Annotated in this window: 12 protein-coding genes and 2 pseudogenes; 5 read left to right on the forward strand and 9 right to left on the reverse strand. The window is 36.8% G+C overall.

The window, feature by feature from the left end; all coding sequences use genetic code 11:
- Nucleotides 1–146 precede the first annotated feature (146 nt).
- From V7127_RS09705 to V7127_RS09715, 3 genes are all read left to right on the forward strand, one after another.
- On the forward strand, nucleotides 147–1,931 hold the full coding sequence (locus V7127_RS09705; protein ID WP_335485302.1) for a sensor histidine kinase: 1,785 nt from the start codon (nucleotides 147–149) through the stop codon (nucleotides 1,929–1,931).
- The gene (locus tag V7127_RS09710) at nucleotides 1,906–2,643 is read left to right on the forward strand and encodes a LytR/AlgR family response regulator transcription factor (RefSeq protein ID WP_335485305.1); all 738 of its coding nucleotides are present in this window, start codon (nucleotides 1,906–1,908) and stop codon (nucleotides 2,641–2,643) included. Before V7127_RS09705 ends, V7127_RS09710 begins: the two co-directional genes overlap by 26 nt.
- A 143-nt stretch (nucleotides 2,644–2,786) precedes the next feature.
- The gene (locus tag V7127_RS09715; protein WP_335485309.1) at nucleotides 2,787–4,592 is read left to right on the forward strand and encodes a carbon starvation CstA family protein; all 1,806 of its coding nucleotides are present in this window, start codon (nucleotides 2,787–2,789) and stop codon (nucleotides 4,590–4,592) included.
- Nucleotides 4,593–4,636: 44 nt separating this feature from the next.
- On the opposite strand, the gene V7127_RS09720 is transcribed toward V7127_RS09715, so the two are convergent.
- The 4 genes and pseudogenes from V7127_RS09720 to V7127_RS09735 form a co-directional block, all read right to left on the reverse strand.
- Complete coding sequence (locus V7127_RS09720; RefSeq protein WP_335485312.1) at nucleotides 4,637–4,912, reverse strand: CC/Se motif family (seleno)protein; 276 nt, start codon at nucleotides 4,910–4,912, stop codon at nucleotides 4,637–4,639.
- 97 nt (nucleotides 4,913–5,009) lie between these two features.
- Nucleotides 5,010–5,972 (reverse strand): nuclease-related domain-containing protein, encoded by a 963-nt coding sequence (locus V7127_RS09725; protein ID WP_335485315.1) that lies wholly within the window; start codon nucleotides 5,970–5,972, stop codon nucleotides 5,010–5,012.
- Nucleotides 5,973–6,210: 238 nt separating this feature from the next.
- Nucleotides 6,211–6,375: pseudogene (locus tag V7127_RS09730) on the reverse strand (branched-chain amino acid ABC transporter permease); the annotation flags it as partial.
- A gap of 206 nt (nucleotides 6,376–6,581) precedes the next feature.
- A pseudogene (locus V7127_RS09735) lies at nucleotides 6,582–7,037 on the reverse strand (ABC transporter substrate-binding protein); the annotation flags it as partial.
- A gap of 186 nt (nucleotides 7,038–7,223) precedes the next feature.
- On the opposite strand from V7127_RS09735, the gene V7127_RS09740 reads away from it, so the two are divergent.
- Nucleotides 7,224–8,459 carry an MFS transporter gene (locus tag V7127_RS09740; protein WP_335485318.1) on the forward strand — a complete coding sequence of 412 codons (1,236 nt, stop codon included), beginning with the start codon at nucleotides 7,224–7,226 and terminating at the stop codon, nucleotides 8,457–8,459.
- Nucleotides 8,460–8,941: 482 nt separating this feature from the next.
- Nucleotides 8,942–9,694, forward strand: coding sequence for an IclR family transcriptional regulator (locus V7127_RS09745; RefSeq protein WP_335485321.1), 753 nt, complete (start codon nucleotides 8,942–8,944; stop codon nucleotides 9,692–9,694).
- A 148-nt stretch (nucleotides 9,695–9,842) separates the two neighbouring features.
- Here V7127_RS09745 and V7127_RS09750 read toward each other — a convergent pair whose 3' ends face one another.
- The 5 genes from V7127_RS09750 to V7127_RS09770 form a co-directional block, all read right to left on the reverse strand.
- Complete coding sequence (locus V7127_RS09750; RefSeq protein ID WP_335485324.1) at nucleotides 9,843–10,526, reverse strand: GntR family transcriptional regulator; 684 nt, start codon at nucleotides 10,524–10,526, stop codon at nucleotides 9,843–9,845.
- 272 nt (nucleotides 10,527–10,798) lie between these two features.
- Nucleotides 10,799–11,512, reverse strand: coding sequence for an isochorismatase family protein (locus V7127_RS09755; RefSeq protein ID WP_335485327.1), 714 nt, complete (start codon nucleotides 11,510–11,512; stop codon nucleotides 10,799–10,801).
- A 13-nt stretch (nucleotides 11,513–11,525) separates the two neighbouring features.
- On the reverse strand, nucleotides 11,526–11,897 hold the full coding sequence (locus V7127_RS09760) for a DsrE family protein (protein ID WP_335485329.1): 372 nt from the start codon (nucleotides 11,895–11,897) through the stop codon (nucleotides 11,526–11,528).
- Between the two features lie 60 nt (nucleotides 11,898–11,957).
- Nucleotides 11,958–12,725, reverse strand: coding sequence for a maleate cis-trans isomerase family protein (locus tag V7127_RS09765; RefSeq protein WP_335485331.1), 768 nt, complete (start codon nucleotides 12,723–12,725; stop codon nucleotides 11,958–11,960).
- 188 nt (nucleotides 12,726–12,913) lie between these two features.
- A partial coding sequence (locus V7127_RS09770; RefSeq protein WP_335485334.1) for a DUF3891 family protein occupies nucleotides 12,914–13,708 on the reverse strand: 795 nt, incomplete at its 5' end.

The raw sequence follows: 13,708 nt of genomic DNA on the forward strand, positions 1-13,708 counted from the left end.
TCCTAGTTTATACTTAACGTGCCATAATCCTTTTTAAGAGCTTATCTAAATGAATTGGCAAACAATTTCATTTTTGCAGAAAATTACCTCAACATTTGGTAGAATAAAATTTAACCAATCATAACGTATCCAAGGGACGGGTGACAATGTTCAATTTAGTGCCATTAATGCTTGAAAAAGTAGGGATCATTGTTATTGTTGCTTTTTTACTCTCACAAATGAGGTCATTTCGCCAAATCGTCTTAAAGGAGCACAATAGAAATGAGAAAATCATGCTCATTTTACTTTTTGGCGCTTTTGGAATAATTAGTAATTATACAGGTATTGAAATTCATCAAAGTTCAATAAATAAAGCAGGGTGGCTTTCTTTTATTGACTCAGAAAGTGCTATAGCGAATACGAGAGTAATGGGGGTCGTCATAGGAGGCTTGCTCGGCGGTCCAATGGTGGGAGTAGGTGCTGGCCTAATCGCAGCAGTTCATCGATATACACTCGGCGGCTTTACGGCATTTTCTTGTTCAATTTCTACTCTTATTGCTGGGTTAATTGCTGGATATTTTGGCAGAAGACGAAAACTGAAAGGGAAAAAGATCACGGCTGCTTATGCGGTTATGATAGGTATGACGTTGGAAGCGTTACAGATGCTGATCATTCTCGTGGCAGCCAAACCGTTTGAACTTGCTTGGGCTCTCGTACAAGTTATTGGCTTTCCAATGATTTTTGTTAATGGGTTCGGAACATTATTGTTCATGTTCATTATTCAATCTATCATGCATGAAGAAGTACGTGCTCGTGCGAACCAAACGAATCTTGCCTTCAAAATTGCCGATCGAACTCTGCCTTTCTTTCGCCAAGGCTTAAATACACATTCATGTAAAGAAATATCGGAAATCATGCTGAAGCTGACAAACGCCGATGCGGTCGCTGTTACAAATGACCATCAAGTTTTGGCTCATGTTGGCATCGCTTCAGATCATCATATTCCTAATGAAAAACTTGCGACCGGGTTGACTAAAAAAGTGCTTGAAAGCGGTAAGATTGCCATTGTCAAAACAAAGGAAGATATTTTTTGTTATCATCGGAATTGCCCATTAGAAGCGGCAATTGTCCTACCGTTAAAAGTCAAAAGCAAGATTGTTGGTACATTAAAAATGTACTATAATCAGCCAGAATATCTGGATAAAGTGCAGGAGCAATTAGCAGAAGGCCTTGCTAATCTGTTCTCTACACAACTAGAACTTGCCGAGGCTGAACACCAGGCGAAATTGTTGAAGGATGCAGAAATAAAAGCACTGCAAGCACAAATTCATCCGCACTTTTTATTTAATAGCATCAATACAATCTCAGTACTATGCCGTAAAGATGTAAATAAAGCCCGTCAATTACTTTTAGACTTAAGCTCATTTTTCCGCGGCAATCTTCAAGGAGCGAGGCAGATGCTTATTCCTTTAGAGAAGGAATTAGAGAATGTACGGGCCTATATCTCATTAGAACAAACCCGTTTTCCAAATAAGTATTGCATTGCATTTCAAATTGATCCAGGACTCGAAGAAGTATATATTCCACCATTTACCTTACAACCTTTAGTCGAAAATGCCATTCATTATGGATTTCCGCGAAGCAAAACCGAAGGAAAAATTACTATTCGGATTTTTCATAAGAATAATCAATTGAAAATTATTGTAGCAGATAATGGAGATGGCATCCCTAAAGATAGGATAAAAGTGCTTGGCAAGCAAATTGTGAATTCGAAAAAAGGAAATGGAACAGCCCTCTTTAATATTAGCGAACGTCTTAAAGGGATCTATAACGGGCAAGCGAGCTTAACAATAAAAAGTCAAGTGGATAGTGGATCAACGATCACGATTTCCATTCCGCTCGACAGTAAAGGAGTTTTTGAAAGAGATGTTAAGAGCTTATATAGTGGATGACGAGCCATTAGCTAGAGATGAAATCAAATACTTGCTTATTCGCAGCAAACAAGTTGAAATCTTAGGTGAAAGTGATTGTCTAGAAGATGCGGTTGCTGATATTTCTGAACTTAAGCCTGATCTTGTTTTCCTTGATATTGAACTAGCCGAAGATAACGGATTAAGCTTAGCAAAACAATTAGAAACTTTAGATATAACACCAGCAATAGTTTTCGCAACTGCATACGATGAGTATGCACTGCAGGCCTTTGAATTAAATGCAGTCGATTATATTTTAAAGCCCTATGAAGAAAATCGTATTCAAAAAACGTTAGATAAAATTAAAAAAATGCAAAAAATCGGCAATCAGGATATTCCTGCCTACCCCTCATTGAAAAATACCCGTAATGGAAAAATAGCGGTAAATGTTGATGAAAAATTTATTTTATTAGCCTATGATGACATCCTTTATTTAGAATCCAGCGAGGGAAAGTGTACGATTAAAGCGCTAGAACATACATACAAAGTTAGTGAGGCACTTGTCGTATTAGAAAAAAAGTTAAATCAAACACAATTTCTCCGTGTTCATCGCAGTTTTATTGTGAACGTAGATCACATCCTTGAAATAGAGCCTTGGTTTAACTCGACATACAATTTAATTATGAAGGACAGTTCCAAAGTTCCAGTTAGCCGAACCTATGTTAAGGAATTAAAGAGACTAGTCGGTTTTTAAAATATATCAGAATTTTGCAATTCATCAGTAAATTAATGTAATTCAACATTCGATTTATGTATTTTATCTTGAAATTGAAATAATAGCGCTTTCATTTTGTATGATTAGTTTGTATTCATACATTTTGAAGGAGGATTGTATAAATGAGTGCTCTTACAATCGTTATTGGTGCTATCTGTATACTCTTAATTGCTTACCGTTTATACGGGACATTTATGGCGGCAAAGGTTTTGAAGCTTAATGAATCTAAACCGACTCCGGCTCATAAATTAGAAGACGGGCAAGATTATGTACCCACGAATAAATGGGTTTCATTTGGTCACCATTTTGCGGCGATTGCTGCAGCGGGGCCGTTAGTTGGCCCAATCTTAGCAGCTCAATTCGGTTATCTGCCAGGTTTGCTTTGGCTCCTAATTGGTGCTGTCATCGGTGGAGCTGTCCACGATTTAGTTGTTCTCTTCGCCTCTATGCGCAGAGATGGAAAATCACTATCGGAGATCGCAAAAGAAGAACTCGGCCCTGTTGCTGGATTCTGTACAGGATTAGCAATGTTATTCATTATAACTATTACAATGGCAGGTCTCTCTTTAGTTGTCCTAAGTGCTTTAGAAAGAAACCCATGGGGAACATTTGCAGTAGCTATAACGATTCCTATTGCTATGGGGGTTGGATTGTATCATAAGAAGACAGGCAATTTAAAAGTTGCAACGATAGTAGGTTTCGGTTTAATTTTGCTGGCAGTATTCTTGGGGCCGAACATCCAAGGTACAGCTTTAGGTGATTTTTTAACACTTGAGAAAAGCACTCTTGCTCTTGCTCTGCCAATTTATGCATTCTTCGCTGCAGCGTTGCCAGTCTGGTTCTTGCTAGCACCGCGTGATTATTTAAGTACGTTTATGAAAATCGGGGTATTTATTGCCTTAATTCTTGGTGTATTCTATGTAAATCCAGCTGTTCAATTCCCTGCCTTTACAGAATTTATTAATGGCGGCGGTCCTATTATTGCTGGTCCTGTGTGGCCATTCGTTTCCATTACGATTGCTTGTGGAGCAATCTCGGGCTTCCACGCATTCGTTGGTTCCGGCACAACTCCGAAAATGATCAATCGTTGGAGTGATGCTAAAGGGGTAGCCTTCGGATCCATGCTTGTAGAATGTTTAGTTGCAGTTATGGCGTTAATTGCAGCAGTATCTTTACAGCCTGGTGATTATTTTGCCATCAATTCAACACCGGAGAAGTTTGCAACACTAGGTATGGAAACTGTTCATCTAAACCAGCTTAGTCAAGATATTGGGATGGATCTTGAAGGTAGAACGGGTGGAGCCGTTACCCTTGCTGTAGGGATGACGTACATCTTTACGGAGATTCCTATTTTCAAAAATATGGCATCCTTCTTTTACCAGTTTGTTATTCTTTTTGAAGCCGTCTTTATCTTAACAGCCATTGATGCAGGAACCCGTGTTGCCCGCTATTTGATCCAGGATTTCGGCGGACAATTTATTAAACCTTTAAAACGGACAGATTCATTGCCTGCGAATATTACCGCCAGTGCTTTAGCTTGTTTATTCTGGGGATATCTACTCTATTCCGGCGACATCAGTTCGGTTTGGGCATTATTCGGAGTATCCAACCAATTAATGGCTTCCATTGGTCTGATCATCGGTGCGACTGTAGTCCTTAAGATTGCTGATAAACGTTGGTATATGCTGACATGTTTAGTCCCTCTATCTTATCTCTATGTAACTGTAAATGTTGCAGGATACTGGATGGTGAAAAATGTCTACTTAAACGCAGATAGTGCTGGTTTTAACGTATTAAACGGTACGCTATCCATCATTATGCTTATCCTTGGATTCGTCATTTTAGTTACTTCCATTAACAAGTGGATTAAGCTATCGAAACTACCACAAGCTGTTCTTGTAGAACAATCAGAGAGAGAAATTGCTTAAAAAAACAGCACCCAATCCTTCATATGATTGGGTGCTGTTTTTTATTAATGAAGCTTTGCTGAGATAGATTTTAAGAAGCTAATACCGGATAATTTTAGCGTCAGTTTTTCCTTGGCCCGAATATGTTTTTGAACATATATTGATAGATTACCAACCATATATACATTATAATGATTTAAGTTTTGAGGTTTTCCCGGCACTGCAACTACTTCTTGAACCCCTGGTGCACAGCAACCCTTTACATCGAGCGTTTTTACAGTTAATTGGCTTCCTTTAGCCTCGATCCAATTCCTTGATTCAGCATCTATTTCAACATTCATAAATGGTTCCCCTCCATTTTCATTCTTTTCTAAATATTATAATTCTTATTAATTATAGTTGCTAATTTCTTTTTCTTTTATTAAATCTGCCTTTCCTCTATCTTTCAGGGCGGAAATAGACTCGAGCTTTGTTGTAGCCGGAATAAGGCAGATTCAAAGAGGTCAGCAATCTTCGGGATTTTTGAATGGATGTAATTTGAATGAAGTTACGAAACTGTCGATTCGTAATGGTAGAGCCGATTAGAAGGAAATAATCTTGGATTGTCTGGATATGCGCGTCTTTTGAAAGAGTTTGGCAGTTGGGGCATTTCCAATTTGCTTTTAGTGCAATCATTGGGAGGAATGCACATTTAAGGCATTGAACACCTGTTCGAATGTCGTTTTCTGCAAGGTTATACTCCTTTAACAAGTTGGGGTAATAGGGTGAATGTGCTTTTAGCAAAAACTTAGTTAACTTTCTTCTTGTATTGCTATCCAATACTTCCCTTTGGAAACGATGGTTAAGATGGGATATAACATCATGAACCTTTGAAACCGGTCGCACTCTTTTTCTTATTTCGGGATCGGTGTTTTCCATTTGAATAATGGAAGAAGGCTTGCTGATTATCACGAGATAGTCGATAGGCAAATTAGGGAATTGGTACTTGGCCATCCATTTCTTCAAGCTTCTTTGATGAAACTGGGCTTGCGAAACTGGATCAGAGAATCCTTCTCTCTTCTCGTTTTGAATCCTGATTAATTGACCATTATCATCAAACAGCAAGATTCCGGAAATGTTTTTTGCTTCAATAATAAGAGCATAACGCGATGTAAGCAGAAGGAAATCAATTTGAAAATAATGTTCACCATTTGCAAGGCGTAAATCATGAAAAATAACATAGGATTCATTATCAAGTAATTTCAAATGATAATAAACAGACTTTTCTCCATTGAAACCTGCTTTTCTCCTCCCGTACTCATCATTAATGGCAATGAGCTTTGGATGGGTACTTGTCAATCGTCTTCTTAATGCGTCCAAAGCCTTAAGTCTGATTGGAATTTCTAATGTTTTTACGATCAATTATATCCTCCTTTCGTATTACAAGATAAATATTCTTCAATATTGGCAAAAATCCTGCATAATTATTTAAGTATGTATCGGAGAAGTTAATTTATGAATCAATTTTTTTGACATATGCATCGATTGTTTTGACATATACATCAATTTTTTTGATTTATGTTTCGATTGTTTTGATTTAATATAACAACAGCGAACAATATGTTAAGATGCCTGTCACCCCTGGACAGGCACCCAAACTTCAGCTAGCTATTTTTTCATGATCAGCTACTTTAATCGTGCCTACTATTCCAAATGGGAAGAACATAACAGCTAAGATGTACAAGATGCCAAAGAAGATCATCCAACTTTCAAAAATCCAATGGACTTTTGCTAGACCTGTTAACCAATGATGGGCAAATTCTATTGATGGGACAGAAAAATTTACAGAATCAACTGCAACATGTCCACCAAAAGTAATCGTTAAGTCCCTTGTTTCGATAATAGGAGTCATCATTTATTTCACCTCTTTATTCAACAAGTACAGTTACCTGTCGAATTTTTTGTCCTAGTACTTGCGCTTTTGCTAGAATAGTAAACTTCGGTACGATAGCTACCGAAGCTTACTATTAATTAGTTCCGAAAAGGCAGTGCTGTTTCTTCTGGTGATAATTCCCGCATTAGCACCGGAATAGGATAATCGATCCCATCCACTTTTTCTAAACGAATCGCATATTACGTTTGTAGTGCCTGATGACCTTCTTTCCGGAATGTCATTGTCCCTTTTGGTGTTTCAAAGCTCATTCCTTCCATTGTGCTGATTAGCTTATCAATATCTGTGCTGCCCTCTGTCTTTTTTATCGCTTCAACAATAGCAATGGCTGCACTCATGCCACCTGGCGTGAATAAATCTGGTACTTCCCCGTTATTTGCACTTTTATGCTTATCTACTAACCAATCATTGATATCGTTTTTTGGTGAAGGGTGAAAATAGACTGTAAACCCTTCCATTCCAATTAGTGCTTCCATTGTCGCAAGAGTTGCAATGTCAGCCGCACCAGTTGAAATTTTTATGCCCTTTTTATTCATTAATGTTACTGTATTAAAAGATTATTCGGAAATTAAATACAATTATAAAAATTAGATATTTAACATTATATAAAAAATAAATTAAAATTAACTAAATGGTTAATTTTAAGAATAATCAATCTTCTAAAAAATGAATAGGGGGTTTCTGTTTATATTTGATATTTTATAAAAAAGGAGTGAAGAAAAATGAAATCTGAGAGTAATAAAAAGGTATCCTTTAAAAGAATCTTCGTCATTGCAGGGTTTAGCTGGATTTTCGATGCAATGGATGTAGGTCTCATCTCATTTATCGCAGCTGCATTAATACTAGAATGGGGGTTAACACCACAGGAAGCAGGACTACTTGGTAGTGTTAATGCCATTGGAATGTTTGTTGGGGCAATCATTGCCGGTTCATTAGCGGATCGCATGGGGAGACATAAAATCCTAATGTATTCGGTTTTATTATTCTCATTAGCAAGTGGTTTTTCAGCATTATCGATGACATTCTCTGTTTTGCTTATACTTCGCTTCTTTATTGGTCTTGGATTAGGAGGGGAACTTCCAGTTGCCTCTACATTAGTTGCTGAAAATGTCCCAGAGCATAAACGCGGGCGTATGGTCGTCCTTCTTGAGAGTTTTTGGGCTGTTGGCTGGATTATTTCAGCTGTGATTGCTTATTTTATTATGCCTATATGGGGTTGGCGAGGAGCTTTAATCATTGGAGCCTTACCTGCAATTTTAGCAATTTACATGCGTAAGGGTCTTCCCGATTCTCCCCAATTTTATTCAACATCAAAGAAAAAAACAACGATAATAAATAATATTAAAAACCTTTGGTCACCCAAATATGCACGTGACACCTCAATGCTGTGGATATTATGGATTTTTGTTATGTTCTCCTATCATGGAATGTTTTTATGGTTACCTTCCGTTATGGTATTGAAAGGATTCACTCTAATAAAAAGTTTTGGGTATGTACTACTAATGACACTTACTCAATTACCTGGGTTCTTTAGTGCAGCCTGGCTGGTTGAAAAGGTAGGACGCAAATTTGTACTCATTTCCTATTTAATAATGGGCGCTATTAGTGCTATCGTGTTTGGTACTGCAACTACACTCCCTATGCTTATTGCTGGTGGTATGGCGCTTTCTTTCTTCTTTTTAGGAGTAACTGGAACAACTTATGCATATACCACTGATCATTATGATTCAAGTAATCGTGCAACAGGGGCTGGGTTTGCCAATGCAGCTGGACGTATAGGAGCCATATCTGGCCCATTGGTAGTAGGTATTTTAATTGCAAAAGGAGTATCCTTCAATTTTATTTTTATCATGTTCTTTGTGGCGTGTATTATTGCAGCATTGAATGTATTATTCCTTGGAAGAGAGACTCGTGTCAAAGAAATAAAAAAAGAAACAATTACAGAGGAAGTAGTTTAAAACCTATACCATTTTAAAGTATTACATTGATGATATAGGACAAGGTAATGGAACTGTCTCAGTGAAAAAACAATAAAAATTTATTAGAAAGTTCATGAAAATAAGAAGAGGGAATTGTTTTGTTCATCTATGAAATAAACATATTCCACCTCTTCTTTTTCTCATGTTCCTGAATTGGATAACAATACAATGATACAAACCTTCGCTGCGTGACCAAACTTCTAAACTCTACTACACTTTTCTTGACGCTATTTTCCCTTTACACAATCATTCGCTAAACCTATTACGATTTCCCGATTCTACATTGAAAAATACCTAGAAATAGTTTAAGTTTTTGCTTTACAATCCTTTCGTTCATTTTGGATATTATTAGGAATCAATACAAGTCTTGCTAGGCATTTTATTTATTTATATACTATTTACATACATTCAGGAATTATCATTAATTGCTTCGCAAAGGAGAAGAAGAAAAAGAAATGAACATGAATAATGAAATGAGCGGACAAGGGATTCAATCATTAGAACTCGGTATTGAAATATTAAAAAAAATCGGTGAAGCAAATAATCCATTATCCATAACTGAAATTTCCGACTTATGCGATATGTCTAAAAGTAAACTTCATAGATATTTAACAAGCTTATGTCGAACAGGCTTTTTACAGAGAGATTCCTCCCTACTCTATACAATTGGAACAGATCTAATTATGATCGGGCATAACGCTTCCAAAAGATTTGATATTAAAGAAATGGCCAAGCCTACATTGATCAAATTGAGGGACACATTGAATGAAACTGTTTTTTTGTCAGTTTGGGGAGGAAATGCTCCATTTCCTATCGATTTAGAAGAGAGCAGACGCCCGATAAATATTGGGATTAAAGTTGGATATAAAACGAGTAATATCCTTACTACCTCAGGTAGGTTGTTCGCTGCCTTTTTGCCTGAGAAATTAACAACAAATAATATATTAAAAGAACTAAATGAACATGAAATAGATCCAGAATTATTTAAAAAGGAAATTTCAGAAGTTAGAAAAACCAGTTGTTCTATAACGAAGGAATCTTTAATACCTGGAATAGTAGCAGTTGGATGTCCTGTATTTGGCGAAGATAAGAAAATAGTTGCAACCATCTCAATAGTAGGGATAGCAGGAGTATTAGATCTTTCAAGTAATTCAGAGGTCATTTCATTATTAAAAAAAGAGTGTATGCAATTATCTAAGTCATTGTTGGATTAAGCCTATATTAAAAAGGAAATAAAACAGTTTAAAAAAAAGACAACAAAAACCCCTTTATAGAAGGATATTTGTTGTTTCTACTGTAAATCAAATGTTTCTTCTATAAATTTTTTTACTTTCATGTCCGTTTTATAGAGTTCATATTTCTTTATCTATTATTCATTTCTTCAACAGATTGTAATACTAATCTAACTGATTCCCAAATATGTTCATGGGTTCGTTTACGAGCTAAAATTTGATCCCTGGCAATAATAGCTTCCAAAATCGACCTATGTTGCTCTAAAGTCATTGATAAACGTTCTCTATTACTCTTCCACGACATTAGCCGAATTAAATTTATTCCTGGGCGAAGCTGAAGTAGAGCATTTTTTAAGGCATGATTGTCACTCACTTCAACGATAAGGTCATGAAATTCATTGTTGGATTTTAGGAACTCAGAATTTTGAATAGGACTATTCAGTACTATTTTCCTTTCCGTTAAAAAAAGTAGTTCATCCAATTTGTTAAATTGAGCTATACTTCCTCGCTTAGCTGCAAGTTGAGCAGCCAAGCCTTCCATTTCTGCCCTTAATTCATATACATCCTCTATCTCTTTTTTTGAGAGGGTTTTAACACGAACTCCTTGATGTGGAACCGACTCCAATATTCGTTCCTGTACGAGCATTTTTAGAGCTTCTCTTATAGGGGTACTGCTCACCCCAAGCATTTCTGTTATATGGCGCTCTCTTATCCATTCGCCAGGTTTAAAGTAATCCGTTAAGATGAGGTCATATAAATGCCTATATACTACCATAGAAGTTGTTTCCTTAAGAAGTTTGTTGGATGTTATCATATTCACCACCCCTATTTTAAGAATGTAATATTACGCATTCGCATGAATGTAAAAGTCTTCAATTTAAATGAATTAAACCCCACAGGAAGTAGTTAATGCCCTCCTTGTGAGGTTATCTTCTTTCGACCAAAATACGATTAACTTATTTGAAAATAAAGGATACAACTAAATCAGCCCGTTCCTTATCAATGGTGTTCTCTCGCTTAAAATTAAGAATGCAGATGTATGGAGTTAGGGGTAAAAAAGGAGACCTGACAATTCAACTTAATTTATCATCGTGAAAGCGATTCATGGATTTGCAGGCCATTGAGGTCCTTTACCACTTCTTCAACGGGTACAACGTCTGCATATTTCTGCTGCATATCGAAAAGGTTAATAGCATGAGAAGCAATCCCACGGTCAAATACACATTCCTCTGGAACAATAACACGATAATTATGAGAGAATGCATCAATTACCGATGCACGTACACAACCGCTTGTGGTAGTACCTGTGATTATTACAGTATCAACTTGGTTCGCTGTTAAATAGGATACGATAGGCGTTCCATAAAAGGCACTTGGTTTCTTTTTGGAAATGACAACTTCACCTAGTAGAGGTTGTATCTCCTCTACAACTTGTGAACCTTTTTCTCCTTCTAACAGCGCCGGATGATCAAATATATTTCCTTTGATGGCTACATTTTCATTAGAGGACGATTTACTCCCCTCAATAATTGTGAAAAATATTGGGAGTTTAGCTTTTCTAGCAGCATCTAGGAGAAATTTTATTTGTTTAATAGCTTGCCAGCTGCTCTCACCACAACTCGTTGGATATTTTTGAATCGATTCCTCGATATTCTCAGGCGAATCCCCTGTAAACCCGTATTGTACATCTACAATTACGAGAGCAGGTTTTTTACCAATTCCCATCTTTCTTCCCATACCTGCACCTTTATAGACAATCTTATCTCGTTCATCCAAATAATCATCCCATATGCGCTTCATACAATTTCTCTCCTTATCCGTACGTAATAACACGATCATGATCAACAGTTAGCTGCACAAGAACACTCGGCTCGGCAAGTTCAACCTGTTTTCCGTTTAACTCCTGATCAGTCATGCCGCGTGCACCACAGGAAATTTTAGATAAATAAATATTTCCCCCACCCGAAATAATTTCATCGTATGACTCACGCAAAGAGGTTACCCCATCTCCAACTCCAATTACACTGTCTAAAATATCTTCACGCAACAGCTGAACAGCACTTCCAGCTAGGAACATTGAGACATGGTGTCCTTCTTTAATTGCTGTTTTAGCAATTAGAAATGCACGATCCGCCTGAGTAGGCGCTTCTGGACCATGTGTTAGATGAATAAGGATTTTTGCCATTTTTACTCCTCCTCTTCTCTATTAAAGGTCTTTCATTCTAATTAAGATTTGGTCCATCCACTATTTCAAGAGTTGATATTCTCTTGATAGAAGATAACCTGCATTAGGAACTATAGGTTTTAAATTTAATTGTTTTAAAATTTGATGCACGGTGGCAGTTGCTGCTGAAAGAACTGGCAGATTGATCTTATCTTGTACTTTTTGAATGGCTGGAAGAGATTGCATTTGTACGCATGCAGACAAAACAACTGCATCTGCATTACTTGTATTTAATTTATCTACAATGTCAATAAGATTTAAAGGATCTAGTTTACCAACTTCTAAATTATCAGAAACCTCTAAACTAATAGAGTCCACTACTTCAATCCCTGTAGATTCGATATAATCAATGACCATATTTGTCAAAGGTTTCATATAAGGAGTAATGATTGCTATCTTTTTTGCTTCCAATTCATTAATTCCTTCAATTAGAGCACCTGCACTACTTATTACTGGTACGGCTGTAGCATTTTCCTTTGCAATTTTAGAAAGGCGTTCTTCGGAAATGCAGTGATAACCAGGACCTTGAGACATGATAGCTACGAGACAGGCATATGCAAGTGCATCGCAGCGTGCATCCGACAGCTCCAATGCACACCGGTCACTGTCAGCATCCATCTTCGCTAATTCCTCTTTTGTGACATTCATCATGCGCATACGGCTGGAGTGGAACGTAAATGTTTCTTCTGGTACTATTTGTTCACGCGACAGAAGCATTGCTGGTATTTCTTTTTCCATCGTCGTATTTGAACTAGGTACGATCAGACCCACTCGGTATTCTTTTTTCATAAATAATCCTCCACATCTATTATCGTATATTGTTTTTAATACCAAATAATGAGTTGAAATAGCCGATCTAAGGCAGTAAATATTAGGTAATTTTTTTGCAAAGCCCGTCACAAATAGATTTGCTACCATAACAAATATTTTTCTTTATTCTAAAAATAAATACCTAGTTTATTTTTTACTTATTAATCTCACTCAGCAGGGATTAGCTTCCAGGTAACACGCTCGATTTCCGCTTCTTCCATTGCTTTATAAACTTCGCTATGCGATTTATAACGAATATCTGGGATTTTACGAATTAGTACTGTGGTTTCCACTACTGAATCAAATGGGAATGGATCTATAACAACCGTTCCATTTCCTTGTCCCTGAACTCTAATCATAGTACCTTTACTATCCACCGTTTGACGTACAGGTCCCATTATTAATTCGTTCTTCGTATCCAACTTATGCATTGTTACATATTGTGAAAGTCGATCCATAAATTGAACAATTTCATAATTCATCCATAGATGATCTTCAAATTGGCTTCTTGGTTCTGTTTTACTCCACAAACCCATTTTTATGTCAACCCAAGCCTTCTGCTGTTTTGTAATATTCTCATTAATAAAATGCGCTAAATTTTCAGGGATTTTAAATGTGAACGATGGATCATATCCGAAACGACTTGTATACAATCCAATCCAGTGCATCCCTACTAAAAGCCCAGCATAAAGATCTTCATCTTTTACCTTTTCATAACCCTTCCCGTAAAAGTCGACATGTTGTAGAAGATCTACACTTAGAAAGGGTACAGGCTGTCCTGTTTCTGTATTAAACAGCACTTCTTTGTCAGATCCCACCCAACCAATATCATGCTTTTCTACTGCCAAACAAAGGGACTCAAAATGTTGAGGACGAGCAAATTGTTCATTTCCCCACTTTTTCACAACTTCTCCAGCTTGTAAGGAATGATCATATTGTTTAACTATATATAAATATCCATC

The organism is Bacillus sp. JJ1773, assembly GCF_036962035.1.
Taxonomy (GTDB): Bacteria; Bacillota; Bacilli; order Bacillales; family Cytobacillaceae; genus Cytobacillus.